The sequence below is a fragment of the Pseudoalteromonas sp. P1-16-1b genome, assembly GCF_001401785.1.
Taxonomy (GTDB): Bacteria; Pseudomonadota; Gammaproteobacteria; order Enterobacterales; family Alteromonadaceae; genus Pseudoalteromonas; species Pseudoalteromonas undina.
Genome location: NZ_LKGQ01000011.1, coordinates 77,142 through 103,636, shown reverse-complemented (window position 1 = coordinate 103,636; position 26,495 = coordinate 77,142). Strand labels below are relative to the sequence as shown.

Sequence of the window (26,495 nt, the reverse complement as noted above, 5' to 3'; positions counted from 1 at the left end):
CTGTCACCCACACTCACTAAAAGTAACATTGTTGATGTTGAGACTTCAGATATTGAACTTTTCTATTTTAATTTTTACAAAAATATACAAGAGCCAAGTATTAATTCTGTTATTTGGGTCGTTATTCTGTAAAATTATCGGCTTAACATTTGTGATTTAATCGTTACATTTGTTGTTAGGGTTAATTATTCAATTAATATAAGCAGACGTTATGATTTTTTATATTATTGGGTTAAGTACGCTTGTTATTATTTTGTGTGTGGCGCTTTATGTGATTTACAGCAATGTACGTAAGAGTCGAGTAAGAAAGTCAAAAGAATATAATGTGTTATTTGATAAAGACACCATCATTGATGATCTTATTGCTCAACTTAGCGAGAAAAACCAAACCCAAGAAAACCAGGAAAAAACAATTAAAGGCAAACAAGAGATCCTTGCAACATTTATAGATTTGCATCGATCGGGTAGTTTTTGTGCGCATTTAAGCGAACAAGAAATTACGTATTTTGTTAAAAAGAAACTAAACATGGAGAGTACTAAAAATGGATAGCGAGCAACAAACAGTCGCTGAGGCAAAAAACACTTCATTTATGGCGCGTTTTGGTCGTCGTAATGTGATTTTACTAACATCCGTTGTTGTGGTGTTAGCAGTTATTGCAACATTAACTTCGCAGGTTATTTCATGGAATGAAGCCGATGAACGGTTAGTTCATCAGTCAGCTTTTACTGGTAATTTAACGGTAATAAATCAAGCGGGCCCTTACTTAAAAGCATTTGGCACTACATCGGCCTATAAAAAAGTTATCTCGATTAACTTTACCGGTGATAGCAGTGCAACAGCCAGTGCCATTGTACCACTCATTCCTATTCGATTCTTAGATACCACGACAGGTGGCGCCAGAGGAGTATCACGTTTTAGATTACCAGGTAATGTACCGGCAAGTGAGTCGGGCGCTTTACGTGGATTATTAAAAATTCATGAAGAATTTGGCTCCCAAGAAACCCTGATATCTAATCTTTTAATGCGTGCCACTACAGAAAATGTAAAAGCGTCGGCACGTATGATGTCGGTTGAGCAACATTACTCAGGTGGTAATGGTCAATTAAGCCAAGATTTTTCTGATCAACTGACTAATGGCATTTTTGTTACTGAGCAAATTATTAGTACTGGCGAGCGTGACAAGTCCGACGATTTAAGCAATTTAAGTAAGCAACAACGCGTTACCATTAATATAAAAAAGGATGCTGAAGGTAAGCCGCTGCGTAATGCACCTATTTTAGGCTCTTACGGCATCACGGTGGTTGATGCGAGTATTATTGATATTGATTACGAAAATAAGGTAAATGCACGCTTAGAGGCGCAAAAGCAAGCTGCAGCAGATGAAGCGCTTGCAAGACAAAACCTTAAAAAGGCGGAGCAACAAGCACGTACAGAAGTTGCATTAGGCGAACAAGCGATTGCAAAGCAAAGAGCTGAGTCTGAAAAGCTAAAAATTAAAGAGCAAATTGATGCAGAGCGAATAAAAGCCAATGCGATTATTTCTGCACAACAGCGTGTTGCAGTGAAGGCTGAGCTTGCAAAAGAGCAAGAAGAAATTTTAAAACAGCAACGCTTAGAAGCTTTAGGCATGGATGTATTAGCTGAAGCACGTTTACGAGCAAAGTCAGCAGCACTTGATCCTAAATATGTGTTTGATGAAACACTTAAAGCAGAAGTTAAAATTCAAACGGCTTTATTTAATAGCTTAGGTAACAGCCGCTTAGTGCCTGAAATTGTTATAGGTGCGGGTCAAGGCGAACAAAACAATGGCTCTGAATTTATGCGTTTGTTGGCTGCAGATGCGGCTTTGAGTCTTAAAAAGCGTTTAGAAAAAGAGAAAAAATAAACGTTAAAAATCATTAAAAAGTCCTAGCTTTAATTGCTAGGGCTTTTTTGTGGTATCGCTTTTTAAACGGTTAGATTAAAATTTAGGGCACAAAGCGTGGCTAAAGCCTTTTTCGGTTAGCAAAAAAGCGGCGCTTGGCGTCGAAAATATATATTCTTCATGAAGAAGAAAGGCGATTGTTCCTTTTATTTGCTCACCTTGATGATCTGAGGCATCGCTAATTAATTGTTCAGGATCTAACTGACTTGGAGTTGGAAAGTTATTATAAAGATGTTTAAAAATTAACGTAGCAATCGTGTTAAAGGTATCGTTATTTTTCATTTTTTGAGCGTCCTCAATTTATATATGTAGCAGCAAACTGGCTGTTTTAAATATGATTTCTCAAATAATAACACATTAAAAATAGGTACATGATCATCCTGCTACTTTTTAAGCTTTAATTTTGCAAGCTACTGCTTTTATTTATTAAAATGATGATTAATTGTCATGCTTACCCTGCTAAAAAGTAGTTTGTGTGTTGCTGGTGTGTTGCGCAAAATCACAAAGTGTAATTGAAGAGTTGTAAAAATACGTTATCATTGTAAAACAACATGTAAAATCAAGCAGGTACTTAGCTCACGCTGACCAAGTTCGAGTTAATAATATCAACAAGGCAAGCAAGGACAAATTATGACACCTATGAAACCTTTAGCACTAGCAGTGGCTATGGTTGTTTTTTCACATCAGGCACATGCAGATACAGATCTTGATAAAGTAAAGCAGCAATTAAGCAGCTTACAAAAACAAGTGGAAATGCTGCAAAAGCAACTTGCGAAAGCAGAGCAAAAAAGTGAAAAATCAATCGAACGCACCATTGAAGTGAAAGAAGATACAGCTGAAGTTAAAGTAGCTAAACATGAACACAAGCCTCAGGGAATTAAAGTTGGTGGTGCTGTTCGAACCAACTACAGCCATACTTCGTATGATGACGATAATAAAAATCGCGGCGGCGATTTTGACTTTGATATTTTTCGCTTAAATTTCTCAGGCGACGTTGGTGATGTAAAATTAAACGCTGAAATTCGCTTTTTTGATTATATGACCGCTGTTAAATACGCTTATGCAGCTTACGATTTTGCTGATGATTGGCAAGTTCAAGCAGGTATTACCAAGGTTCCTTTTGGTAACTGGCCATACAATTCACATAACTACTTTTTCAGCACTAACTATTATGTTGGCCTTGAAGACGACCACGATTTAGGGGTGTTATTTAAGCGTAAGATTGCTGATAACTGGCAGCTTGATTTGGGCTTTTTCAAAAATGATGAATTAGGTGGTGTTGATGGTTATGTAGATAACCGCAGCGATCGCTATTCTTACGATATTGTTGGCTTTAGAGAAGCTGGGGATGGTGTTTATGCCGAGCCAACTAATGCTATAGGCGAGTACAATACGTTCTCAGGTCGTTACGGCTACCACCTAGAACATGAAGGTGGTAAAACTGAAATAGGTGTGTCGGCACTCGCTGGTGGCTTGCATGATGGTGTTGACCGCGCAGGAGACTACAACGCGTGGGCATTACATTTAAACAGTAATATGGGCCCTTGGAACTTACAACTTCAACACGGTGAATATAACTACGACATTGATAACGTAAACCGTATTGCTGTGGGCGCTTACTCGTTTTACGACAGCATGGCGGCAGAGGCAACAATGTCGAGTGCAAACGTAGCATACAGCGTACCGGTACAATGGGGCGCGGTAACAAACTTACAGTTTTATAACGACTATAGTGCTATTTACGACAAATCAGACAACAGCAGAGATACGTGGATGAACGTAACCGGTTTCTCGGTAGCTGCTGGTGGTTTATTTACTTACTTTGACTTAGTTCATGGTAAAAATATGCCATTTGTTGGTGGTTCATTAGCGGGCGATAGCAGCGAAACTGAGCGTCGCTTTAACATTAATATTGGCTATTACTTCTAAACCAATATTCAAAGCACACGTCTACATATTGGGCGTGTGCTTATATGTCTTCACAAACTAATTAATTACCCACACTAAAACCTTACCAAATTTGTAATTGATTAACTCAATGTTTAAAAATATATTCAGTACTTACTTTTACCTTCAATGGATTGGTTATTAGTTTCTTTGATAGAAACGCAGTAGGAAATTATATGAAAATTAGTCCATTGCCACCGCTAAACAGTCTAGTCGCATTTGAAGCATCCGCTCGACACCTAAGTTTTACTCTTGCAGCAAATGAGCTTAACGTTACTCAAGGTGCGATAAGTCGTCAAATACGACAGTTAGAAGAGTATTTAGGTAAAGCCTTATTTACTCGTGCAAGCCGCAGTATTCATTTAACCTCAGCTGGTCTGCAGTATTATCAGTCTATAAGTCGCTCCTTATTGGATATTGCTGATATAACAGGAGAGGTAAAAAAATGGCAAGGGGATAAAAAAGTAACCGTAGCGACAACTAATGCAATGGCATCCTTGTGGTTATTGCCAAAAGTTGCTGAGTTTCAAAATCAATATGATGACATTGATTTAAGAATATTAGCATCTGATAATGTAGTTGATTTAAACCGTTTAGAATGCGATTTAGCATTGTTTTTTTGTCGCACGCCTCCAGCTAATATGAAGGTGACCACTTTGTTTTGCGAAGAAGTGTTTCCAGTTTGTAGTCCTGGCTATCTTGAAAAAATTGGTAATCCGAACGATCCGAAAGATATTTTTAATAAAACAATTTTATTTTTAGATGAAACACAAATGGGATGGGTTAATTGGGATGAGTGGTTTGCAGGAGTAGGACTTGAGCAGATAGCTCCTAAAAGCCGCATTAACATAAATAATTACCCCATGTTGTTGCAAGCCTCAATTAATGGTCAAGGCATTGCATTAGCGTGGGGGTCTCTGGCTGATGAATACTTACAAAGTGGTGCATTAGTGCGTCCAACCGAGCATGTATTAGCCACTGAATCTAAGTTTTCTTTACTAGAGCCAGATAACGGTGGCCGCATACCTGCGAGTGTAAAGTATTTTAGAGAGTGGCTTTTAACACAACTTCCTGAAGAAGTAGGCGATACCGGTTTAGTATAAATTACATCGCAATAAAAAAACCCTGCTAAATAGCAGGGTTTTTGTTTATTAGTCTTATTATATTGATTTAGTGCTCCACAGGGCCATCGAGTTTTTCTTTACACGGATGTACGTGTTGCGGCAACATTGCCCATGGCTTTGGTTCACGGCGAATGCTATAAAACAAGGTAACACCCATCATTAAAATAAATATAGAAATAGGGAAGCCAATGATGATTGACGCATACTTTATTGCTTGCAGGCCTCCTGCATAAATAAGTACCCATGCAATAAGTGCAATAACTATACCCCATAAAATACGAATAGAGGTTGGTGGTTCAGTATCACCTGCAGCATCTAAAATACACAATATTAAGGTGCCCGAGTCGGCTGAGGTTATAAAGTAAGTAGCAAGTAAGATACAGGCTAATACACTCAGTAATTTACCTAATAAGTTACTGTCTAAATTATCAAATAAGGTAAAGAGGGCACGTGTACTATCTGCTTTGGTTGCTTGTAATACAACACCACCACTAAAGGGTTCTGCGTTTGTTTCTGTAACTTGGTTTTGTGTTACAACGGTTTGTTGTTGTGCAGCAATACGTTCGTTTTGCTCCATTTTTAAGGCGCTACCACCAAATACGGAAAGCCAAATAAAGGCAATAACAGTTGGGGCTACCAAAGCACCACCAATAAGTTCGCGAATGGTACGTCCCTTTGAAATTCGCGCAATAAACATACCTACAAACGGTGCCCAAGTTAACCACCATGGCCAATAAAAAGCGGTCCAAGAGCTTTGCCATCCTGAGTCATTTTGCGAATCAGTCCACAGCCCCATCGAAATTAAATTTTGTACATAATTCCCTGATGTTTCCATAAATACATTTAAAATATAACGGGTCGGACCCACTGCAAGTACTATCAATACTAATAGTAACGACAGCAACATATTCCATTGTGAGAGTAGCCGTATTCCTCTACCAACGCCCGATAAAACCGAGCCTACAGCAATGGTACATAGCACAATAATAAGCACAGTTTGAGTAACAAGGCTAACCTCTATCCCAAACGTTTGTTGTAATCCAGAGTTAATTTGAATAACCCCAAGGCTCAGGGTTTGCGCGATGCCGAAGGCTGTAACGGCTACCGTGATAATATCGGCAACATGTCCTATAGGGCCATAAATTCTATCGCCCACTAGTGGGTGTAAAATAGAGCGAAAGGTAAAAGGAAGGCCTTTACGGTAAGAAAAATAAGACAAGGCTAAGGCAACAATTACAAAAAGCGACCACGGATGGAGTCCCCAATGGTAAAAAGTAAGCTGCATTGACATTGACGCTGCTTCATTGGTTAACCCCTCGGTGAATGGGTTTGCAGCATAGTGCCACATGGGTTCTGCTACAGACCAAAAAACCAGTCCAATACCCATCCCCCCAGAAAATAACATGGCTATCCATGCCCAAAAACTAAATTCAGGCTGATCGTCGTCATTTTCGCTCAGTCGAATATGGCCGTATCGACTTACCATCAAATAAAGTAAAAAACCAACGACTAAAGTTACTAAGCCAATAGAAAACCATTTCATATTGTAGAGTAAAAAAGTCGAAAGGCTTTCAAAATACTGCCCTGCTTTATTTGCAAGTATGACTATGAATAAAATAAAGGCGATTAGAATTACCTTCGATGCGATGGTCACCGTCGGATTTAATCCCTTTAAAAAACCAGACTTAGCCAAAATTACGGATTTTTTCATGTGTGTGCTCCGTTGTCTTTTTTGTTGTTGTTAAATAAGTGGTAAGAAACTAAAAAATTAACCGGCAATTTACAAATGATTAATCCTCATCAATCCATGAGCTTTGCTTATGCGATGTTACCGCTTATTTATAACCAGTAAGCAATATTTATATTATTGCACTCTTAATCATTACAAAAACTCATGAGTGAGATGCTAAATTATCGTTTGTTTAGTGCTTTGTTGTTAATCAAAATCAACGCATCTGATAACAGAATGTTGTTACGGGTTTGGGGCGTGAGGTTAATGTTAAAACTATGGGTTTTAATTATTGAACTTTGCTCTTTAAATTTTTTTAAAACACACACCGTTCGGAGAATGAGCATGGGCACTGTAAAACAAACAATAATTCCTATTAAGCAAATTGATCGTGTACTAAACCCGATACATGAAGCGACAGGTATGCCTAACGAGGCGTATACCAATCCTGAGTACTTTAATTTTGAACGTGATCATGTTTTTAGTAACACATGGGTGTGCGTTGGTTTTGCATCAGATTTAATCAAAAACGGTTATGTTATGCCAATTGATTTTATGGACTTACCTTTATTAATGATGAAGAGTCGCCAAGGCGAAGTGCAGGTATTTCATAATGTGTGTAGCCATCGAGGGATGAAGTTAGTACATGAAGCAGGAGAAGTGCAAGGCATGATCCGCTGCCCTTATCATTCATGGACCTATGATTTAAATGGAAGCTTAAAAGGCACTCCACATTTAGGTGGCATCGGTAAGCATAACGATGAACGTTTTGCATGTGAAAAGCATGGGCTAAAAGCAATCCGCTCAGCTATTTGGATGGATATGGTATTCATTAATCTATCTGGCGAGGCGAGTTCTTTCGATGAACATATAGCTCCTTTAACACAGCGTTGGCAAGAGTTTTTAGGTGACGATGGTTTGAGTTTATTACGTCGTGCAAATATGGGCGGACACTTAGAAATTGAAGTAAAAAGTAACTGGAAGTTAACCATAGAAAACTTCTGTGAAGCCTATCATTTACCTTGGGTACATCCAGCGTTAAATACTTATTCTAAATTAGAAGATCACTACAATATCATGTTCGATGAGCGTTTTTCTGGTCAAGGTAGCTATAAATATAACCTTTCTGATACTGCTGGTACACATTTACCAAAATTCCCAAGCTGGCCTGAGGAAAAGCTACGCCATGCTGAATATGTTGCTTTATTTCCAAATGTACTTATTGGTATTCAAGCTGATCACGCTTTTGCAATGATGATCGATCCAATTAGTACAGATAAAACTATCGAACGTTTACGTATTTTCTATATTAGTGATGAGGCAACTAAAGATGAGTATGCGGCGTGTCGTACTGCAACACTTGAATCATGGCGTGTCGTGTTTGGTGAAGATATTGGCGCAGTTGAAGGAATGCAGCAAGGACGGTACTCACCTGGTTTTGGTGGTGGGGCTTTTTCACCTGAAATGGATACACCAACACACTTCTTCCAAATTTGGCTTGCCAAACAAGTGAAATCTGTGACGGAGGCTTAATTATGACTCATTATCTTAACTTCATTAATGGCCAGTGGTGTGATTCTCACACTCATATTTCGGTAATAAACCCTGCGACAGCTCAGGAATATAGCACGATTGCAAGTGCCAGTGTTGATGATGCAAACAATGCGATGCTAGCCGCCAGACAATGTATAAGCCGTGGACTATTGAGCGATGTACGCCCAGCTGTGCGCACAACGTGGATGCTTGATGCAGCAAAAGCTATCAAAGAGATAGCTGATGAAGGTGCTTTAGCTCTGTGCAGAGAAAACGGTAAAACCTTAGCGGATGCAAAAGATGAATTCTTAGAGGCTGCTCGTTATTTTGAATACTATGGCGGCATGGCTGACAAACTCGAAGGTACGTCGATTCCTTTAGGTAAAAACTATATTGATTTTACGCAATATATCCCTATGGGTGTATCAGTACAAATTGTACCTTGGAATTTCCCAGTTTCAATCTGTGCTCGCTCTTTAGCTCCAGCGCTGGCGGCGGGTAATGCAGTAGTCATTAAGTCACCCGAAATTTCGCCTGTTGGTATGGTGTATTTAGTCAGAGCACTCGAAAGTGTTGGCTTTCCAAGAGGCGCTATTAACCTGTTGTGTGGTAAGGGTTCAGTAGTGGGGAGCCACCTAGTTGAGCATAATGATGTTAATCAAATTGTTTTTACCGGTTCAGTGCCCACTGGGCAACGTATTCTAAAAGGTGCAGCTGAGCGTGCAACACCTTCTGTAATGGAATTGGGTGGTAAATCTGCAGCTATTGTTCTTAAAGATGCGGCTACTGAGAAAGTTATCAGCAGTGTGCAAACAGGTATTTTCTTTAATGCTGGACAAGTGTGCTCTGCAATGTCGCGTTTACTGGTAGATAAAGCTCGTTACGAAGAGATTAAATCGGCAGTGGTTACTATGGCTGAAAATTTAGTGATCGGCTCAGGTGAAGAGCAGGCTGATTTAACGCCCGTGGTTTCTCAAGCGCAACAAATCAGTGTATTGGCAATGGTTGAACAAGCTAAAAAAGAGGGGGCAACTATTTTATGTGGTGGCTATGCTCCTGATTTGGCAGGTTACTATGTTGCTCCAACTGTGATCGAAGCAACCCCTGATATGTCCATATCTCAACAAGAAGTATTTGGTCCTGTATTGGTTATTATGCCATTTGAAGATGAGCAACAGGCTGTAAAAATAGCTAATGGCACTGAATTTGGTTTAGTAGCAGGCGTATTTGGTGAAGCACTTAACCAAACATTACAAGTGGCTCAGCAACTTCGTGGTGGACAAGTTTTTATAAATGAATGGTTTGCCGGTGGCATAGAAACGCCATTTGGCGGAGTTGGATTGTCTGGCTTTGGACGAGAAAAAGGTCAAGAAGCCATCTACAGCTACATGCAAACACGCAATATTGCTATACGTTTATAACGAGTGGCAACGACTCAGTTTATAAAACTTACGGTTTATCTATTTGTACTTTCTGCAGTAGATAACCCACAGGGTTAAATCCAAAGTATTAGGATAGAGAAATGAAAAAATGGCTCTGTATTATTTGTGGCCTCATTTACGATGAGGCCCAAGGTTGGCCTGCTGATGGTATTCCTCCAGGCACCCTTTGGGAGGATGTACCACAGGATTGGGTATGTCCAGATTGTTTAGTGGGCAAAGCCGATTTTGAAATGATCGAAATAAGTGAAGGTGAAGTAACTGAAGATGAAGTAACTGAACCAGCTGCTGTTCAACACACTCGTGTTTCTGAGACCATTGTTGATGAACCGCAAGGCCCAATTGTTATCATTGGTAGTGGCCACAGTGGTTATCAAGTAGCGGCTGCATTACGTAAACAATCATCAACCGTAGCTATTACCGTATTCACCGCTGATGACGGCGCACTTTACAGCAAACCTGCTCTTTCGAATGCTTTTGCAATGGGGAAAAGCGCAGCTGATTTACAAAACGAAGCCGCACTTGAGTGGGAGCAGCGTCTTAATATTCGTGTTTATCCGCATACACGTGTTGAACGAATAGATGCAGATAATCACTCTCTCATCACTAGCATAGGGCGTTATAAGTATGGGCGTTTAGTACTAGCGACAGGTGCGTCAGCAATTAAGATTCCAATTGCTGGAGACGCCTCAGAAGTACTAAGTGTGAATGATTTGCACGATTATGCACAATTGAGAGCAAAACTTGATAGTAAAAAGCGAGTTGCTATTTTAGGCGATGGGTTAATTGGCTGTGAATTTGCAAATGACTTGAGCGCCAAAGGCTATGAAGTGAGTGTCATCGGTTTAGGGCAGTGGCCAATGTATCGACTGATCCCACAAGTAGTCGGCGAAGCCTTACAGCAAAAGTTAGCAGACTTGGGGGTATCATGGTATTTAGAAGATAGTATCAACCGTATTGAAGTCAACGACTCTGTTTCATTATTACACTTAAATAGTGGTCAAGTGATTGAAGTTGACGTGGTGCTATCTGCGGTAGGATTAGTGCCAAATGTAACGCTTGCTGAGCAAGCTGGATTAGAAGTTGAGCGTGGTATTAAAGTAAATGACGATGGCCAAACCAGTCGTCCTGCTATATTTGCATTAGGTGACTGTGCGCAAACATCACAAGGATGGCAGCCATATATTGCACCCATAAATCAAATTCTACCTGCTTTAGTCAATAGCCTGTTGGGCAATGTAACTAACGCCAAATTTTTGCCGAGCCCCGTTATTGTTAAAACCCCTATTATGCCGTTAACTATTTTTCCTGTACCACCTATGGCGCAAGGTCAGTGGCATATAAAACAACAAGGTGAAGAGTTAGTGGCTGTATTTAATGATGCTAATGAGCAAATACTTGGTTTTGCTCTGTTAGGTAAACAAGTACAGGCTAACCGCAGTTATTGGTTAGAGCAAATAAGTTTAAATAACCTAGCAGCAACGGAGTAAAATATGATTCATTTACCGCATGATGATAATACCTGTGGCTGGTATAACGCTTTACCAAAGCAGCCTAAACAAGCGCTTTTAACGGGGGCACAAAAGGCTGACTACGTGGTTTTAGGCGCTGGTTTTGCTGGTTTAGCTATGGCACGCCGTTTAGCTGAGCACGCGCCAAATGCACGAATTGCCCTAATTGATGCACAGCGAATAGGCCAAGGTGCATCAGGGCGTAATTCAGGGTTTGTGATTGACTTACCGCATAAATTCTCTCTTGAGCACCCAGATCCTGCACATAAGCAAAGATTATTGTCACTTAACCGTTTCGCGATTGATCAGCTTGCTTCTTTAGTTGCTAAATACAACATTGATTGCCAGTGGTCGGCTGCGGGTAAATACCAAGGTGCAGTAGGCGCTAGGGGTGAAGCTTACCTTGATCACTTCGAACATCTTATGACCGATTTAGGCGAACCATTTGAGCATGTTACTGGCACTGATTTGGCAAAAGTATTAGGCACTAATTACTACAGCCGTGCTATTTACACCCCGGGGGGGTACTTGGTTCAACCCGCAGCACTAGCCTGTGGTTTAGGTGCTAACTTACCAAAAAACATTGAGGTATTTGAGCATTCGCCTATTGTGCGCTTGGAGAAAGAGCAAGGAGGGTGGCTGTTGCAAGGAGAGCACGGCAGCATTAAAACACCTCAGTTATTACTGGGTACAAGTATTTTTACTCGTGAGTTTGGTTTTTTAAAAAATCGATTACTTCCTGTAATGACTTTTGCTAGTTGGACCCGACCGCTAAACGATAAAGAAATGCAGCAGTATACAGGTTTACTTGATTGGGGACTTACACCCGCTGATCACGCTGGCACAACGCTAAGGATGACCGCTGATCGTCGTATTATTATTCGTAATACCTACCAACATGTAGCTAAATATGGCAACAGCATTAGTGATAAGTTGCGTCAGGAAATTCAAAACGATCATCGCAAAGTATTTTTAGCTCGCTATCCACAACTAGTCGATGTGCCTTTTACACATTCGTGGGGAGGCACCTATGCTATTTCGCGAAATTTCACTAATTTCTTTGGCCAACTTGATGATGGAGTGTTTGCCAGTGCCTGTGATAACGGTGTGGGGGTTGCTTGGGGAACTGTGTCGGGTACTTTGCTTGCTGATTATGTTATGGGGGCAACATCGCAGTCGCTTGATGATATTCAGCAGGTAACGGGTATGCCAAATTTAAATCCACCAGAGCCATTGCTTGGTTTAGGAGTAAAAAGCCGAATTAAACTTGCCAAATGGCAAAGTAGGAGTGAAATATGAAACAGGTTAAATTAGTAGACAGTAAATTACTCGACTTTAATGTACGTGGAGATACGCCTGGCATGGCCTACGTGGCTCGTGCACTTAGCCCTGAAATATCACCAAATATTGGTGTTGGTTTTGCGAAATGGGAAGGTGCAAAAGTAGCATGGACAGTACTTTATGATGAAGTTGTATTTGTTATAGAAGGCTGCTTCGAGTTAACCGCAAATGGCGAAACCCATCATGTTAAGCCAGGGCAAATGCTCTGGATACCAGAAGGAACAGAGCTGGTATATGGCGGACATGCATTGTTTGGTTATGTTGTTCATCCAGGTAATTGGAAAGAGATACATGGTATAGCCTAACTGCCATTTTAAGTGTTCAAATTAGTTCCTAAGCCCTCTAACCAACCATTTGAGGGCTTTTTTATTGGCCGTTTTTTTAGGTTGCATTAGTAATGAAAAATAAAAGCTTAAGCCACAAATAGTTAATTTTAAAAATAGGTAAAATATTGAATATTGAGTAATCAACTTCTAGTATAAAAGTTCAAATGGAATAAAATAAATAATCCATATAGCTTAGCTGGAGGCTAGACATCGATGATTGTAGTTAATGAGCAGGTATTATCAGATGTAAATAAAAACTTTATTATTCCACCAAGACCGCAAATCTTAAATGATCTTGAATTATTAGCATCTGCACAAGAGCCCTCGCTTTCAGACGCCGCAGAAATCATCGCTAAAGATGTTGCTATTGCATCCGCTATTTTAAAGATAGTTAATTCACCCGCTTATGGCTTAGTTCGTAGTGTGTCAAATATTAAACAAGCCATTATGTTTTTAGGTTGGAATGGCATTGAAGCTTTAGTTCCTAGCCTAAAGCTAAAGCAAATGTTCGCCCAAAATGAGTGCTGTATTAGCCTTGAACGTTTTTGGGATACCGCCTCAGAAATTGCTGATGTAAACATGATTATTGGACAACGTCTAAATAATGTCCCCGTTGAGTACTTGTATACGCTTGGTTTGTTTCATGATTGTGGCATTGTGCCAATGGCAATCAAATTTGATAATTACGTGAGTGCTTTGCATACTTCAAATAATACCCATAAAGAAAGCTTGATAGATATAGAAGAGCGTTTATATGGAACTAATCATGCCACTGTGGGTTATTACTTAGCGACCAGCTGGCATTTACCCGTAGATATTTGTCAGCTTATTTTACGTCATCACGATTTGAGCATGCTAAGTAACATAACTGGAAGTAACCAACAATTGTGTTACAGCGTTTTAAAAATGTCTGAGAATCTGGTTAATTGTGTTTTACGCGGCGACACCACTAAAGATTGGGATGATATAGAAAAACACGTTTTAGCAACATTAAATATGTCAGAAGACGATTATATTGATCTACAAGAAGAGGTGATTGACTTTTTGAACTGCTAATCGCTTTTTAGCAGCTTAAAATCTATAGGTTAGTTTTTTTCACTTATTGGTTTGTTTTTAATCGTTTGTCGAGATTAAGTAAACACTCTAAAGTTTAGTTGTCGGCAACAAGCACGACTAACCAAATAGGAAATTAATCATGAAACGCTCACTTATCAAAACCATCGCTCTTGGCTCTTTATTAACTTGCTCAGCTGCTGTAATGGCTGATCAAAGTGATTACAAGTTAATGGTTATTGAAGAGGCTAAAACAGCCCCTCAAGAATTCGAAGTTGCATTTAACGATTGTGCATTAAATGTAAAATCAAAAAATTATAGCCAAGCTGAAGAAATCTGCTCAAAAGCAATTACTTTATTACAACAAAGCACTGGCCCACGTTTTAAAGTACGTGAGCTGACTTCATTTGCTTTAAGTAACCGTGGTGTAGGACGTTTAATGGCTAAAAACGAAACAGCTGCATTATCAGACTTTTACGAAGCACAACAAATGTCAGGTAACGAGTTAGTGTCGCACAATTTAACGCGCGCTAAGCAAGATCTCGCGCTGTAATATTTATTACCGATTCAAAAAGCCCATGCTGTTTTAGCATGGGCTTTTTGCGTTTATTAGGCTTAAACACTATTTAGAATAATTTGGGTCAGCTGTTTCAGCCCTTTACCTTTGTTAGTTATTTTCCATGCAAGGTATAAGTCTTGAATTGGGCGTGGTTTGGTAAGTTCCACAACATGCAGTTTGTTAGCTTTTATATGCTCAGCAATAAGGTTTACAGGTAAATAACCAATGCCAATAGCGGATAAAATAGCGGTTATTTTTTGGCTTACAGAACTTACATAAAAACGTTGATTACCTTCGATTAAGTTAGCTGACCACGGAATACCTTGCTTTGCTGAGTCATGCACTATAACCGTGGTGTATTGACCGAGTTCGCTGGGCTCAATGGGGGTTTTTAGTAGCGCTAACGGGTGGCTAGGATGAACCACCAGAACATTTTGAATATCAGCTATTTTTACCGCTCTGATCCCCTTTTGATTAGGTACAGGGGCCGGTGCGCCAATCACTAAGTCAACGTCATCCTCAATTAAAGCCTCCCAAGTGCCATTAAGTACTTCTTCTTTAATGTCTATCTCGATATTTTTATGCTCATTTAAAAATAGCTGTAGATTTTTGAATACGTCACTTATGTCAAAAATAGAGTCATAGGCAATACGTATCCGTGGCTCCCAGCCATTAGCTATGGTTTGTGTTTGCTCCGATAAATTATTTATAGCATTGAGTACTTTACGCCCCTCGGTAAGTAAATGTTTACCTGCAGGAGTTAAAACAGCACGTCGACCTTGGCGTTGAAACAAGGTTACATTTAATTGCTCTTCAAGTTTATTAACAATATACGACAAGGCTGAGGGTACTTTATTAAGTTGCTCTGCAGCGGCTGCGTAACTGCCACGATGCTCAATGGCGTCCAGTACCAGTAAAGCTTCTATGCTTATAGGGGGTGTATTCATAATGATACCCAATATTAACTGTTCAAAATATTTGAACATATAGAGCAAATAATAGGAGTTATTTAATTTTAATTCAACTTATACAATAGCTGCATACTCAATTGGAAATATACAGGTTAAAACTATGACGATTAAAAATATTACAGCTGCCATCACAAAAACTGAACAGTCTTTTGCAACACTACCATTAAGGCTTATTGCAGGATTAGTGTTTAGCGCTCATGGGGCACAAAAACTGTTTGCGTGGTTTGGTGGCTATGGCTTGGAAGGCACAGGGCAATGGATGGAGTCGATTGGCTTAGCACCGGGCTATTTAATGGCATTAATGGCCGGTGGCGCTGAATTTTTTGGTGGGTTACTACTCATCGTTGGTTTACTGGTGCGTCCTGCGAGTTTTGTACTGGCTATCACTATGGTAGTTGCTATTTTTACCACACACATAGATAACGGTTTATTTATGAGCAATAACGGTTATGAATTTGCGTTATCGCTGTTAGCCATTACCCTAGCTTTACTGATCCAAGGAGCTGGAAAGCTATCCCTTGATGGAAAAATTCATAACAAATTAAATCAATAAGCTGATCACATAAGTGATTGAACTTTAAGCTGCCAACCTGCGTAAGGTTGGCACACTCTATAAACTAAGGAGACGGACATGGGATTACTTGTTAACGGTGAATGGGTCGATAAATGGTATGACACTGAAAAAAGCGACGGTAAATTTGTACGCCAAGATAGCCGCTTTAGAGATACGATTTCATCAGCGCAAAACAGTAAATTTAAACCAGAAGCGGGTCGCTATCATTTATATGTATCCTTGGCTTGCCCTTGGGCGCACCGCACCATTATATTTCGTAAATTAAAGCAGCTCGAAGACATTATTTCTATGAGTATTGTTGAAGCACCCATGATGGAAAACGGTTGGGAATTTGGCGAGCAGGGCGATCCACTTTATAACTTAGATTACGCTTATCAATTGTATTTAAAAGCCGACCCTAGCTATGAAGGGCGTGTTACCGTGCCTATTTTATGGGATAAAAAAACGCAGACTATTGTAAACAACGAATCAATAGAAATAATTCGCATGTTTAATAGTGCGTTTAATGAGCTTACTGGTAACACCGACGATTATTATCCAGATGCGCTACGTGAAGAAATAGAAACAGTGAATAACCGTGTTTATAACACCATTAATAATGGGGTGTATAAAGCTGGTTTTGCTACAACTCAAGAGGCTTATAACGAAGCTTACACCGCCTTGTTTGATAGCTTAGATTGGTTAGAAGCACGATTAGCAAAACAGCGTTACTTAGTGGGCGATACACTCACTGAAGCCGATTGGCGATTATTTACCACACTTATTCGCTTTGATGCGGTGTATCACGGGCACTTTAAGTGTAATCGAGAAAAGTTAAGTGAGTTTCATCATCTTAGTAACTACATTAATGAGCTTTACCAAGTACCTGGGATAAAGGAAACGGTCGATTTAGAATACACAAAGGTGCATTACTACGTCAGTCACGTAACCATTAACCCAACGCAAATTGTGCCTTTAGGTGCTAAACACACGTTTGATGCTGCCCATGATCGAGACCGTCAATACTAAATGACGCAGAGATAACGTATAGGAAAAAATATGCTTACTCATTACCCAAAAAATAGCTTAGGCAATGCTGATCATGGTTGGCTTAAGTCAAAGCACCATTTTAGTTTTGCGAATTATTATAATCCTGCTCGTATGGGATTTGGCACTTTGCGTGTAGTTAATGATGACTGGGTGGCCCCAGGTATGGGGTTTGGTGCGCACCCACATAGAAATATGGAAATTATTAGTTTTATCCGTAGTGGTGCCATTACTCATCAAGATAGTATGGGCAACAAAGGGATCACTGAGCAAGGTGAGGTGCAGGTAATGAGTGCAGGCACAGGCATTACCCACTCAGAATATAACCTAACAGATGAACCACTAACGTTTTATCAAATTTGGATTCAGAGTAATCAACACAATGTTGAGCCGCGTTGGGAAAGTAAAAAGTTTCCTACGCAAGCTGCAAGCCGCCTTAGCTTACTGGTTTCAGGTTATCCAAAAGATGCCGATAGTGCACTGTTTATTAATCAGCAGGGGCGTATTTATGGTGGTAAGCTGGCAAAAGGCACGTTAATAACACAGCCGATTGATCATCAAGCCTATGTACTGGCATCGGCAGGAGAGTTTATTATTAGCGATGAGTCAGCCTCAGTTAACATGAATAAAGGTGATGGCGCAGAAGTTACACAGACTAAAACCATCACTTTAACGGCAACCACTGAGTGTGAATTGATTATTATCGATAGCAAAATTTAAGCGCAATTTACGTGCGCTTAACTTTGTAATTGTTACTCGCTCATACTTTAAAGCTTTCCACTTGCGATTTCATTTGCTTATATAAAGCCGATACATTTTTAGATTGTTGCGTAGTTTGCGATGAAATTTGTTTCATTTGTGCAGATTGCTCTTTTAATGACACTAAATTTCGATTTATTTCGTTAGCCACATGTGACTGCTCTTGTGTAGCTTGTGCGGTTTCAGCCGACATTTGCTGCACTTTTTCAAATGCGTGAGTCAGGCTATTAAAAATGGTAATTACTGAGTCAAAGTTGGTTAAGGTGGTATTGGCATTAGTTTGGCTATTTTTGATTGAATCAGACGACGCTTTAACATTGTCATTTAAGCGTTGGATCATGGTATCAATTTCGTCTGTGCTTTGTTGAGTTCGTGTGGCAAGCGTTCTTACCTCATCAGCTACCACTGCAAATCCACGGCCTTGCTCGCCGGCTCTAGCGGCTTCAATCGCTGCATTTAAAGCTAATAAGTTTGTTTGCTCTGCAATATTACGTATTACCTCAAGAACGGAGGTTATATCGGTAGAGCTACTTTCTAGTTCAACCGAATTCGCTAATGCAGACTTAATATCGTTAGCTAAATCTTCAATCGCTTTGCTAGACACATCAATAGCTTGAACACCTTGCTTTACCTGCTCGCTAGATATATCGGCTTCCTGCGCGGTATTTTTTGCAAGCTCTGCCATTTGTTGATTGGCCATGTCCATTTCATGACCCGCACTGACTATTGACTCAGAGGCATTAGCAAGTTTTTGGGTTACTTCCATCGCGGTATCAGATACATCATTTAAATCACCCGTTACTGCACCAAGTTGGCTTGATTGCTGCTGAATATTTTTTATTATTGTTTGTAAATGGCTCAAGAAGTTATCAAATTCATTACTTAAATCAGCTAATTCGTCGTGTGATGTAGTGTTAATACGTTGGGTTAAATCGCCATCGCCAGCGGCTATTTCTTTAATACGAAGGGTAATATTATTGATATTATCGGTTAGCTTTTTCGGAATGTAATAGCCCACACCTAAAGCGACAATAAAGGCAATAATAATCACAATAAAAACAATTTTTTCAAAAAGTTGAATGCTTTGTTGTACGTCTTGTTTTACAGCTCTGGCATGCGTGCGTGCTTCTTCTCCTGCAATATCAAGTATATTTCTTAATTCGTTAAAGCTTTTATCAGCTTTTGCTAAATTATTATCAATTAAAGCGACTTGCTTTGCAGGAGTTGAGTAAATCAAGGCTTTGCTTTGCTCATACCATTGCTGGTAAAGCTGATCGAAGTTGGCATATTTTTGTGTTAGCTGCGGCTCGTCAATTAAATAACTACGGTAACTATGAAAACGACGAATAACTTGGGCTGCGTTTTCTTCAAATATTTTTTGATTTTGTGCTAAATCACCGTGTTGGTTTACTATTTTTTGTTTTGCAAGCCGAGCTTGGTATATATCTCTATCGGCATTTAGTATCTCTGAAATGGCTTCTACATAACGCCCTAAACGCTCAGCCCCCACTTTATCTTGCTGTTGTTTATTAGTATAAGCGCGAAGCTCTTCACCTGCCTGATCCATCATTTCGCGTATTTTTATAAATTCAGGTTCAGATTTATTTAAATCACTTTGCATTTTACCTTGCGAGTGGTTGGTATCAATGAGTGTTTTACTATGATTTACCCATTCATTATACAAAGGCATAAAGTTGGAAAATGAATCATGCTTTGCTAGTAATGCCTCTTCATCTTTTAAATAAATTAAGTATTTTTTAAAGCGATCCTTTACTTGCTCTGCGTTTTCTAAAAACTCTGCTTTATTCTTCTCACTATCACCAGTGGCGCTGAGTAAATTTTCAAGTGCAATACGTGCTTGATATATGTCTCTGTCGGCATTGAGAATAACAGTAACAGCTTCAAAAAAGGTTTCGGTTTGCCTTTTCATAGCGCTGTCTTGTATGTAAGTAATTGAAGCTATGGCAACTAGCAAGCCTGCAAGGATCAATGCTAAAAAAGCAATTGGCAAAATGACTTTGGTTCTAATTGAATTTATTCGCATGTTTCAATCCTTGTTATCTTACTGTATCTAGAGTAGATATTAGTCACATAGTGGTGTTTATGCCAAGCAGGTGGGTAAATTAATTGGGTGTTTTTTATACGCCATAAAATCCGTACAAACATAACTGCTATTTTTTATTGGTTTTATTATCCTTACAAGGCGTATTCCCTTAAGATATGGCTAATTGGTTTATTTTTATAAAGGAATTCTGCTGTTAATGAATTCTATTCAGCCTAGTGTATTTGGCCGTATTTTTACCCCGCATCGCTTTTTCGACATAAACCCAGAAGGTTTAGTATTCAGCAATAAAACACAAACAACCACATTGAGTTGGTGTAATTTAACGTCGCCCATTCGTTATGAGTATGGTGTGCTTGGGCAAACACTGCGCTTTAATACCGACTCTAAGCAGTATCGTATTTGGATGAGGGCATATGGCAGCAATAGGGTATTTAAAGCGCATACTGATATGTTATGGGTTAAAAGCAATATTGCTGTGCTTAATGAGGTGTTGAGTGAAATAACCCAATTTGCTCACACTCAGTTTTTGCGCCAATCATATGTGGCTGATATAAAAAAACGAGTAGATGAGCAATATAAACGCTGGCTACCTTGGATAAAAAGTAGCGATGTTTTAGCACCAGTCAGCACACAAATAAAATTGCTTGAACAATACAGGCAGTGGAGCGATCCACTCACTCGTTTTTTTCAACATAAATACACTCAATCACAATTAAAGCGCTATACCGATTTTTTTAATTGTGTTGAAACAAACCCACTCACTGAGCAACAACGCCGAGCTTGCATCATAGATGACGATAATAACTTAGTGCTAGCAGGGGCTGGTACAGGGAAAACCAGTGTATTGGTGGCCAGAGCGGGCTACTTGGTTAATAGTGAACAGGCTAATTACAGCGATATTTTATTACTCGCCTATGGTAAGCAAGCTGCTTGCGAAATGGATGAACGAATTAAACAAAAGCTGGGCACAGAGTCCATTAAAGCGGCCACATTTCACAGCGTCGGCTTAACCATTATTAGCGAGGTTGAGGGCAAGCCACCTAAAATATCTAAACTCGCTGAAAACGAAAAAGCTAAAATAAAATGGGTTGAAGGATGTTTTGAATCGCTTGCCAAAGCTAAACCACAATATGCTAAAGCACTGGTAAATTATATAAATAACACTCTTAATGACGTTAAAGGCGAGTTTAAATTTAGTCCTGCAAAGCCTAATCATATAGCGCTTTTAAAAGAGATAAAATCTGGCGGTCATTTAACCAAGTTAGCTACCTTATTTAGCCAATTAATCAGCGTGTATAAAACCGCAAATATAACACTTGAGAGCGATTCAAAGCAGATACAGCAAGCCTGGAAATTATTAAAGCCGTTGTTAGCCAACTATAACCATTATTTACGCACGCAGGGCGAAATAGACTTCGACGATATGATTATTAAAGCCCTCGATTATGTAAACACTAAAAAGTTTACATCGCCTTGGCGTTATATCATGGTGGATGAATTTCAAGATATATCACCGCTGCGAGCTACACTTGTAAAAGCACTGCGCGATAGTAAATCTAATAGTTCACTGTTTGCAGTAGGTGACGATTGGCAAGCTATTTACCGTTTTAGTGGTGCAGATATGCGACTTACTACCGAGTTTGCCGCACATTTTGGTTTTACAACACAAACTCTATTAGATAGGACCTTTCGCTTTAATAATAAAATTGGAGTGGTTGCCGCAGGTTTTATTATGAAAAACCCAGCGCAGTTAGCTAAAGACATTCACTCAGTTGCAAAGGTGAGTAAGCCCGCTGTTAGCGTGCTAAAAACGCTAAATAGTGGCTCAGCTATAAACAGCAAAATAGCGGAGCTAAACAATGGCGCAATTAAGCATTTACTACAGGGGATTAAGGGACATTCTGGCAAGTCTGCCACGGTATATTTACTTGCACGATTTCGATTTCAGTTACCTTCACAGGCCGATATAAGTGCTTTACAGCAAGAGTTTTCAGCATTGCATTTTGAGTGTGATACGTTTCATGGCTCAAAAGGCAAAGAAGCCGATTATGTCATTATATTAGCAATGAATGGTGGAGCGTTTGGATTTCCAAGCACTAAGCCAACACCTCAGATTTTAGAAGCGTTATTACCCGCAAAAGATAATTACGCACACAGTGAAGAGCGTCGCTTATTTTATGTAGCGCTCACTCGCGCTAAACATAAAGTGTACATAATAGCTGATGATAACAACCGCAGCTGCTTTGTTGATGAACTTATAAACGAGCATAAAATTGAAGTATTTGAGTTAAAAAATAAAGCGGTTGCTAAAGAGGTTACTCAAGCGTAAACCGCTTAATACCGTAACCAGCATTAAGCGGCTTTTAGCATTCGCTAGCCGGCGACGGGGGTGTTACCAGTTGGTATTTTTTTCATACTTTTTATAAGCATGTAAATACAGGTAGTAATTAAGCAGCCACCTAAGTAAATAAGCACACCATGGCTTTTATCTGAAAAATAGGTAGCCATTAGCGGCCCAAAAACCGAGCCCACACTGTAACTTAATAGCATTATTTCGGTAGCTGAGACTATTTTTGCCATGGGCAATGAGTCACACGCCAGAGTAATGGCAATCGGGTAAAGCGCAAAACTGCATGCACCTAATATAAAATAACTACTTACTAGGGCCGCAAAGCTATTAGCATGTAAAATACCCACCACACTGGCGGTACCAATAAAGCAAAAAATAGCCATTAATAAGCTTTTAATAATGCGGGTTGATAAATAGCTCACTAAAGGCTGAACTAACATGCCACCTAAAATAATCACCGCCATAAGTAAGCCGGTATATTGAGCTTGTTCAGTTTGTGCGGCTATGTAGACCGGTAATAATCCATAAATAGGGCCTAGTAATAACCCCGATACTAAACAGCCTAAAATAGCAGGGCGGTTGAGAGTTTTTAGTTCTTTAAATGGTAGCTTTTGTAAGTTTTGCGTATCAGGTTGTCCTCGGGTAATTAAGAGCGGCGCTAAAATCGCAACAGCTAACAAAGTAATAACAAATAAATAAGGCACAGCATCTGTCGTTCCTAATGGTTTAATGGCAAGTTGACCTACTGCGCTGCCACCGTATAAGGAGGTCATATATAACCCTAAGCGCTTAGCTCGCGCTTTTGCGGTGTTGGCCATTAATAACCATGACTCTACCACCACAAATACGCCAGCAACTGCCATACCAGCCACAAAGCGTGCTATTAACCACATAGTGGCCGTTGGGCTGATCAGCTGGGCGATAACACTAATAATTAATAAAGCTAAAAACCCGATGAAAGCCAACCTATGACCGATTTTTACCACTACGCGCTCTATACATAAAGCACCAATCAATAAGCCTAAATAAAAGACACTGGCAAGCCATGGAGCTAAATCAATATTGATGTTAAAAGCATTGAGTGATAACGGGATCAAGCTCATTAAAAAGCCTGATGCAATAGCAAAAAACGATAAGCCAATAACCGGCGCTAGCGGGTTATTTGATTTACTATCAGCGGTAAGTTCCACCATTAGATTGTTCCGAAAAAGAGGTTAAATAATTGCTGTTTTTAGGGGAGATTGATAAAGCAATTATCTTAAGGAGGTTAATTTTGCGGCGAATTTAGGCTGATTTGACAACGAAGTAAAGAGTTTTTTAATTGCTAAATGAAAATATTATTCAAAATGTTTTTTTACGTAAATTAAACGCTTACATGCTATTTTTTTGTAGAAGTAAGTTAGCTTTATTGTTTTAAAATTGTTGTATTTTTAAGCGTTGTTTTAAATTAAATAATACTACTTATAAAACCAAAAAAGCCCACTTTGGGCTTTTTAGTGCGTTATATTCAACTTATGGCAACGGCAAGTTGATGATACAAACCAATCCCAACAATAACATTAAATGGAAAGGTGACACCTAACGAGCTAAGCATGGCAAGACCAATATCCGCTTTGGGAATAGCGGCTTTTACAGCAGCAGGTGCGGCAATGTAAGAAGCACTCGCCACTAAGCTCCCCAGAATAACCACTGAACCTAATTCTAAATTTAGCAAGGTGCCAACCATAACGCCAATGGTGCCTAAAAATAACGGCGTAATAATGGCGAAGGCAGCCAGTTTCCATTGCTGCCAAGGAAAAGGGCGAAGCGTTTGTGCAGCTACCAAGCCCATTTCGAGTAAAAATAGCGCCAGCACTACTTTAAAGCTACTGGTAAGTAAACTCGTAACTTGGCTACCCTGTTGGGTGCCATACATCATACCGATAATTACACCGCCAACGAGCAAAATCACACTCTTATTGGTAAGCGTTTCGTGCCACAGTGCTTTTAACGATAAGTTGGTGTTTTCGCTGTGTGCTTTGTCGAGCTTACGATACAACAGTAAACCTACAATAATGGCTGGTAACTCAAGCATAACTAGGTACAAGGTAACTTCTGCGCCCACTTCTAATTTAGCCGATTCGGCATACGCTAATGCTACCGCAAATGTACCAGCACTAACCGAACCATAGTGGGCAGCAATGCTGGCGCTATTCGCTACGCTTAGCTTAACAACGTGTTTTAAAATAGGGTATAAAGTGAGTGGAATAAGCCCACCAAGTAACATAACCGAGGCCATTTCTGGGAGTAATTGCCAACTTAAATTGCCATGCAGAACCATGCCACCTTTTAGACCTATGGTAAGCATGAGTAGTAAGCTGAGAGTGTCATACGTCGCTTTGGGAATAGCTAAATCAGAGCGAAGGATACCCGCTGCTAATCCTAAAATAAAAAACATTACTACAATATCAGGCACGCTGTTCTCCTCTTTATTACTAATTTGATTTGTTAAGCGGCGCTATTATAGGCAAATCTTTATATAGTAAATAATAAAATGAATGATAACATCCTATAGATAAAAACCTATGAGGTGCGTATGAATATAAGGCAACTTTCCTTCCGACTACTTGAAGTATTTATGAGTGTAGTAAAAACCGGCTCTATAAGCGAAACCGCTCGTGGACTTCATTTGACTCAGCCTACGGTTTCTTTACAGATTAAACGCTTACAAGAAGCGGTAGGTGAACCGTTAATAATTATGCAGCAACAAAAGTTGCAAATAACCGAAGCTGGTATGGCCTTATTTAGGACTTGCCAACAGGTTTTTGGTCATTTTGAAGATTACCAAGATTACTTAGCGGAGCTAAAAGGGGGTGAACGTGGACGATGTAAAATTGCTATGGTTAATACTGCCCAATATATTTTACCTAAGTTGTTAGGCCCATACAGTAATGAACATCCGCATGTAGAGCTACCACTTGAAATAGGTAATCGTTCAGCCGTTTTAGCACGCTTTGAACGCGGAGAAGACGATATTTATGTATTTAGTCACCCGCCATCTTTAGAGCATGCCCAGGCTGCTAGATTTCTACATAACCCTTTAGTGTTTATAGTGCCACTAAATCATCCATTAGCCGATAAAACCGCACTTAAACTGGCTGATTTAGTTCCGTATCGTTTTTTACTACGTGAAACAGGCTCCGCAACGCGCATGTTATTTGAAAGTGAGCTGCAAAGTAGAGGGTTGGTATTAAGTGACAGTGTGCAAATGGCCAGTAATGAAGCCATTAGAGTGGCGGTAGCTTCAGGTATGGGGATTGCGGTGCTTTCTCAGCATGTGCTGCCTAAAGGTGATAATAGCTTTAAAGTGCTTAATGTTACCGACACTACTTTAGCCAGTCATTGGTATTTTGTGGTGCGTACAGACCGACACATATCACATGCTGCACGCAGTTTTTTAAAGTTTGCCGAGCAACACTTAGAGCTTTATTTAGATGAGAAGTGGGTGCGAAATGAGTTAAGAGGGCTTAATTTGAAATAAAAATAAGCCTTAGAGACAATCAAATATTAACTGGTATCAAAGTTGCTTAAGTTATTTCAGTTAAAGAATATAACGATTAAAGTAAAAATGGATTTGAGCCAATGACTTCAATAACCTTTAAAAATCAATATAGTAGTTATAATACTCCCGTTAACAAAGTGGCAAAATCGAGTGACGTTCTGCCAACATCTGCCGCTGCGGCAACAACCAGTACCGCTGAAAACCAAGCAACCCCTAATTTTATCGCTAAACCAGAAGACAAAAGCTTTTTAGAAAATGCCCAAGAGGCATTAATTTATCAACGTTTAGGTGTCGATAAAGAAACTATAGCTGAGTTAAAAGCAGCAATAGAAGCCTTGGCAGAAGAACTAGGAGAGGAAGGGGTTGATGTAGATGCCATAAAAGAGCAGATTGCTGAATTACAAAAAATGTTAGAGCAAGAATTCGAAAAAGGCACGGAGCGAATGGCAATGCAACCAACACATGAAAAAGGCAAGCTAGTAACCGCATTAGCTTAGATAACGGCATGTTGAAAGCTTATTTATTTCTGACTTTAAATAGATTTTAAGTGATTAACGCACAAAGAGGGTGAAGAGGCGCTGCGCTTTTAGAGAAGTGAACCACACCATAACTTTTTGTGGCTTCTCATTTACTCCTCATTCGCTTCTCTGTGTTCAAATAGGGTTTAGTGAATTATGCACAAAGAGGGCAAAGAGGCGCTGCGCTTTTAGAGGAGTGTACTA

General features: G+C 39.6%; 23 protein-coding genes and 1 pseudogene. 18 read left to right on the top strand and 6 right to left on the bottom strand.

Annotation, left to right across the window (positions count from 1 at the left end):
* Positions 1-211: 211 nt before the first annotated feature.
* Entirely contained in the window at positions 212-550 is a 339-nt protein-coding gene (locus tag AN392_RS09945; RefSeq protein WP_010390319.1) for a hypothetical protein, read from the top strand.
* Positions 543-1,886 carry an SPFH domain-containing protein gene (locus AN392_RS09940; protein WP_010390318.1) on the top strand — a complete coding sequence of 448 codons (1,344 nt, stop codon included), beginning with the start codon at positions 543-545 and terminating at the stop codon, positions 1,884-1,886. Before AN392_RS09945 ends, AN392_RS09940 begins: the two co-directional genes overlap by 8 nt.
* 75 nt (positions 1,887-1,961) lie before the next feature.
* Here AN392_RS09940 and AN392_RS09935 read toward each other — a convergent pair whose 3' ends face one another.
* A complete protein-coding gene (locus AN392_RS09935) occupies positions 1,962-2,207 on the bottom strand; it encodes a hypothetical protein (RefSeq protein ID WP_054201077.1) in 246 nt (81 codons plus the stop codon).
* Positions 2,208-2,555: 348 nt separating this feature from the next.
* Between AN392_RS09935 and AN392_RS09930 the strand changes: the two genes are divergently transcribed.
* Together AN392_RS09930 and AN392_RS09925 are read left to right on the top strand one after the other, a co-directional pair.
* Positions 2,556-3,854 (top strand): porin, encoded by a 1,299-nt coding sequence (locus AN392_RS09930; protein ID WP_010390315.1) that lies wholly within the window; start codon positions 2,556-2,558, stop codon positions 3,852-3,854.
* Positions 3,855-4,048: 194 nt separating this feature from the next.
* Entirely contained in the window at positions 4,049-4,975 is a 927-nt protein-coding gene (locus AN392_RS09925) for a LysR substrate-binding domain-containing protein (protein WP_010390313.1), read from the top strand.
* A 67-nt stretch (positions 4,976-5,042) separates the two neighbouring features.
* On the opposite strand, the gene AN392_RS09920 is transcribed toward AN392_RS09925, so the two are convergent.
* On the bottom strand, positions 5,043-6,707 hold the full coding sequence (locus tag AN392_RS09920) for a BCCT family transporter (RefSeq protein ID WP_021033099.1): 1,665 nt from the start codon (positions 6,705-6,707) through the stop codon (positions 5,043-5,045).
* Positions 6,708-7,070: 363 nt separating this feature from the next.
* Here AN392_RS09920 and AN392_RS09915 point away from each other — a divergent pair, with 363 nt between their 5' ends.
* The 8 genes and pseudogenes from AN392_RS09915 (at position 7,071) to AN392_RS09885 (ending at position 14,481) form a co-directional block, all read left to right on the top strand.
* Complete coding sequence (locus AN392_RS09915) at positions 7,071-8,258, top strand: aromatic ring-hydroxylating dioxygenase subunit alpha (RefSeq protein ID WP_041708938.1); 1,188 nt, start codon at positions 7,071-7,073, stop codon at positions 8,256-8,258.
* Positions 8,259-8,260: 2 nt separating this feature from the next.
* Positions 8,261-9,679: an aldehyde dehydrogenase family protein gene (locus AN392_RS09910; protein ID WP_055012609.1), complete on the top strand. Its 1,419-nt coding sequence runs from the start codon at positions 8,261-8,263 to the stop codon at positions 9,677-9,679.
* 101 nt (positions 9,680-9,780) lie between these two features.
* Positions 9,781-9,945: pseudogene (locus AN392_RS18725) on the top strand (rubredoxin); the annotation flags it as partial.
* Positions 9,931-11,187: an NAD(P)/FAD-dependent oxidoreductase gene (locus AN392_RS09905; protein ID WP_235575583.1), complete on the top strand. Its 1,257-nt coding sequence runs from the start codon at positions 9,931-9,933 to the stop codon at positions 11,185-11,187. The pseudogene AN392_RS18725 and the gene AN392_RS09905, both read left to right, overlap by 15 nt.
* Positions 11,188-11,190: 3 nt before the next feature.
* Positions 11,191-12,507, top strand: coding sequence for an FAD-binding oxidoreductase (locus AN392_RS09900; protein ID WP_055012608.1), 1,317 nt, complete (start codon positions 11,191-11,193; stop codon positions 12,505-12,507).
* On the top strand, positions 12,504-12,854 hold the full coding sequence (locus tag AN392_RS09895) for a cupin domain-containing protein (protein ID WP_010390305.1): 351 nt from the start codon (positions 12,504-12,506) through the stop codon (positions 12,852-12,854). The genes AN392_RS09900 and AN392_RS09895 overlap by 4 nt, the downstream gene beginning before the upstream one ends.
* Positions 12,855-13,088: 234 nt before the next feature.
* Positions 13,089-13,931: an HDOD domain-containing protein gene (locus AN392_RS09890; protein WP_010390303.1), complete on the top strand. Its 843-nt coding sequence runs from the start codon at positions 13,089-13,091 to the stop codon at positions 13,929-13,931.
* A gap of 139 nt (positions 13,932-14,070) precedes the next feature.
* Positions 14,071-14,481, top strand: coding sequence for a hypothetical protein (locus AN392_RS09885; protein WP_010390302.1), 411 nt, complete (start codon positions 14,071-14,073; stop codon positions 14,479-14,481).
* 62 nt (positions 14,482-14,543) lie between these two features.
* Here the strand turns inward: AN392_RS09885 and AN392_RS09880 are convergent, their stop codons facing one another.
* Positions 14,544-15,434: a LysR substrate-binding domain-containing protein gene (locus AN392_RS09880; protein WP_055012607.1), complete on the bottom strand. Its 891-nt coding sequence runs from the start codon at positions 15,432-15,434 to the stop codon at positions 14,544-14,546.
* 124 nt (positions 15,435-15,558) lie between these two features.
* On the opposite strand from AN392_RS09880, the gene AN392_RS09875 reads away from it, so the two are divergent.
* From AN392_RS09875 to AN392_RS09865, 3 genes are all read left to right on the top strand, one after another.
* Entirely contained in the window at positions 15,559-16,011 is a 453-nt protein-coding gene (locus tag AN392_RS09875; RefSeq protein ID WP_010390297.1) for a DoxX family protein, read from the top strand.
* A 78-nt stretch (positions 16,012-16,089) separates the two neighbouring features.
* Positions 16,090-17,040: a glutathione S-transferase family protein gene (locus AN392_RS09870; RefSeq protein ID WP_055012606.1), complete on the top strand. Its 951-nt coding sequence runs from the start codon at positions 16,090-16,092 to the stop codon at positions 17,038-17,040.
* 30 nt (positions 17,041-17,070) lie between these two features.
* Positions 17,071-17,778 carry a pirin-like bicupin family protein gene (locus tag AN392_RS09865; protein WP_055012605.1) on the top strand — a complete coding sequence of 236 codons (708 nt, stop codon included), beginning with the start codon at positions 17,071-17,073 and terminating at the stop codon, positions 17,776-17,778.
* A gap of 40 nt (positions 17,779-17,818) precedes the next feature.
* Here AN392_RS09865 and AN392_RS09860 read toward each other — a convergent pair whose 3' ends face one another.
* The gene (locus AN392_RS09860; RefSeq protein ID WP_055012604.1) at positions 17,819-19,861 is read right to left on the bottom strand and encodes a methyl-accepting chemotaxis protein; all 2,043 of its coding nucleotides are present in this window, start codon (positions 19,859-19,861) and stop codon (positions 17,819-17,821) included.
* A 217-nt stretch (positions 19,862-20,078) separates the two neighbouring features.
* On the opposite strand from AN392_RS09860, the gene helD reads away from it, so the two are divergent.
* A complete protein-coding gene (helD, locus tag AN392_RS09855) occupies positions 20,079-22,211 on the top strand; it encodes a DNA helicase IV (protein WP_055012603.1) in 2,133 nt (710 codons plus the stop codon).
* Between the two features lie 44 nt (positions 22,212-22,255).
* On the opposite strand, the gene AN392_RS09850 is transcribed toward helD, so the two are convergent.
* Together AN392_RS09850 and AN392_RS09845 are read right to left on the bottom strand one after the other, a co-directional pair.
* Positions 22,256-23,425 carry an MFS transporter gene (locus tag AN392_RS09850; protein ID WP_010390290.1) on the bottom strand — a complete coding sequence of 390 codons (1,170 nt, stop codon included), beginning with the start codon at positions 23,423-23,425 and terminating at the stop codon, positions 22,256-22,258.
* A 314-nt stretch (positions 23,426-23,739) separates the two neighbouring features.
* Positions 23,740-24,687, bottom strand: coding sequence for a sodium-dependent bicarbonate transport family permease (locus AN392_RS09845; RefSeq protein WP_055012602.1), 948 nt, complete (start codon positions 24,685-24,687; stop codon positions 23,740-23,742).
* A 120-nt stretch (positions 24,688-24,807) separates the two neighbouring features.
* Between AN392_RS09845 and AN392_RS09840 the strand changes: the two genes are divergently transcribed.
* Both AN392_RS09840 and AN392_RS09835 read left to right on the top strand, forming a co-directional pair.
* Positions 24,808-25,752 carry a LysR family transcriptional regulator gene (locus AN392_RS09840; protein WP_055012601.1) on the top strand — a complete coding sequence of 315 codons (945 nt, stop codon included), beginning with the start codon at positions 24,808-24,810 and terminating at the stop codon, positions 25,750-25,752.
* Positions 25,753-25,853: 101 nt separating this feature from the next.
* On the top strand, positions 25,854-26,270 hold the full coding sequence (locus AN392_RS09835; protein WP_055012600.1) for a hypothetical protein: 417 nt from the start codon (positions 25,854-25,856) through the stop codon (positions 26,268-26,270).
* Positions 26,271-26,495: the final 225 nt, after the last annotated feature.

Bases quoted from the DNA above. Each gene is read 5' to 3' on its own strand.
- AN392_RS09945 (WP_010390319.1), top strand. From the start codon at position 212: ATGATTTTTTATATTATTGGGTTAAGTACGCTTGTTATTATTTTGTGT.
- AN392_RS09940 (WP_010390318.1), top strand. From the start codon at position 543: ATGGATAGCGAGCAACAAACAGTCGCTGAGGCAAAAAACACTTCATTT.
- AN392_RS09935 (WP_054201077.1), bottom strand. From the start codon at position 2,207: ATGAAAAATAACGATACCTTTAACACGATTGCTACGTTAATTTTTAAA.
- AN392_RS09930 (WP_010390315.1), top strand. From the start codon at position 2,556: ATGACACCTATGAAACCTTTAGCACTAGCAGTGGCTATGGTTGTTTTT.
- AN392_RS09925 (WP_010390313.1), top strand. From the start codon at position 4,049: ATGAAAATTAGTCCATTGCCACCGCTAAACAGTCTAGTCGCATTTGAA.
- AN392_RS09920 (WP_021033099.1), bottom strand. From the start codon at position 6,707: ATGAAAAAATCCGTAATTTTGGCTAAGTCTGGTTTTTTAAAGGGATTA.
- AN392_RS09915 (WP_041708938.1), top strand. From the start codon at position 7,071: ATGGGCACTGTAAAACAAACAATAATTCCTATTAAGCAAATTGATCGT.
- AN392_RS09910 (WP_055012609.1), top strand. From the start codon at position 8,261: ATGACTCATTATCTTAACTTCATTAATGGCCAGTGGTGTGATTCTCAC.
- AN392_RS09905 (WP_235575583.1), top strand. From the start codon at position 9,931: ATGATCGAAATAAGTGAAGGTGAAGTAACTGAAGATGAAGTAACTGAA.
- AN392_RS09900 (WP_055012608.1), top strand. From the start codon at position 11,191: ATGATTCATTTACCGCATGATGATAATACCTGTGGCTGGTATAACGCT.
- AN392_RS09895 (WP_010390305.1), top strand. From the start codon at position 12,504: ATGAAACAGGTTAAATTAGTAGACAGTAAATTACTCGACTTTAATGTA.
- AN392_RS09890 (WP_010390303.1), top strand. From the start codon at position 13,089: ATGATTGTAGTTAATGAGCAGGTATTATCAGATGTAAATAAAAACTTT.
- AN392_RS09885 (WP_010390302.1), top strand. From the start codon at position 14,071: ATGAAACGCTCACTTATCAAAACCATCGCTCTTGGCTCTTTATTAACT.
- AN392_RS09880 (WP_055012607.1), bottom strand. From the start codon at position 15,434: ATGAATACACCCCCTATAAGCATAGAAGCTTTACTGGTACTGGACGCC.
- AN392_RS09875 (WP_010390297.1), top strand. From the start codon at position 15,559: ATGACGATTAAAAATATTACAGCTGCCATCACAAAAACTGAACAGTCT.
- AN392_RS09870 (WP_055012606.1), top strand. From the start codon at position 16,090: ATGGGATTACTTGTTAACGGTGAATGGGTCGATAAATGGTATGACACT.
- AN392_RS09865 (WP_055012605.1), top strand. From the start codon at position 17,071: ATGCTTACTCATTACCCAAAAAATAGCTTAGGCAATGCTGATCATGGT.
- AN392_RS09860 (WP_055012604.1), bottom strand. From the start codon at position 19,861: ATGCGAATAAATTCAATTAGAACCAAAGTCATTTTGCCAATTGCTTTT.
- helD (WP_055012603.1), top strand. From the start codon at position 20,079: ATGAATTCTATTCAGCCTAGTGTATTTGGCCGTATTTTTACCCCGCAT.
- AN392_RS09850 (WP_010390290.1), bottom strand. From the start codon at position 23,425: ATGGTGGAACTTACCGCTGATAGTAAATCAAATAACCCGCTAGCGCCG.
- AN392_RS09840 (WP_055012601.1), top strand. From the start codon at position 24,808: ATGAATATAAGGCAACTTTCCTTCCGACTACTTGAAGTATTTATGAGT.
- AN392_RS09835 (WP_055012600.1), top strand. From the start codon at position 25,854: ATGACTTCAATAACCTTTAAAAATCAATATAGTAGTTATAATACTCCC.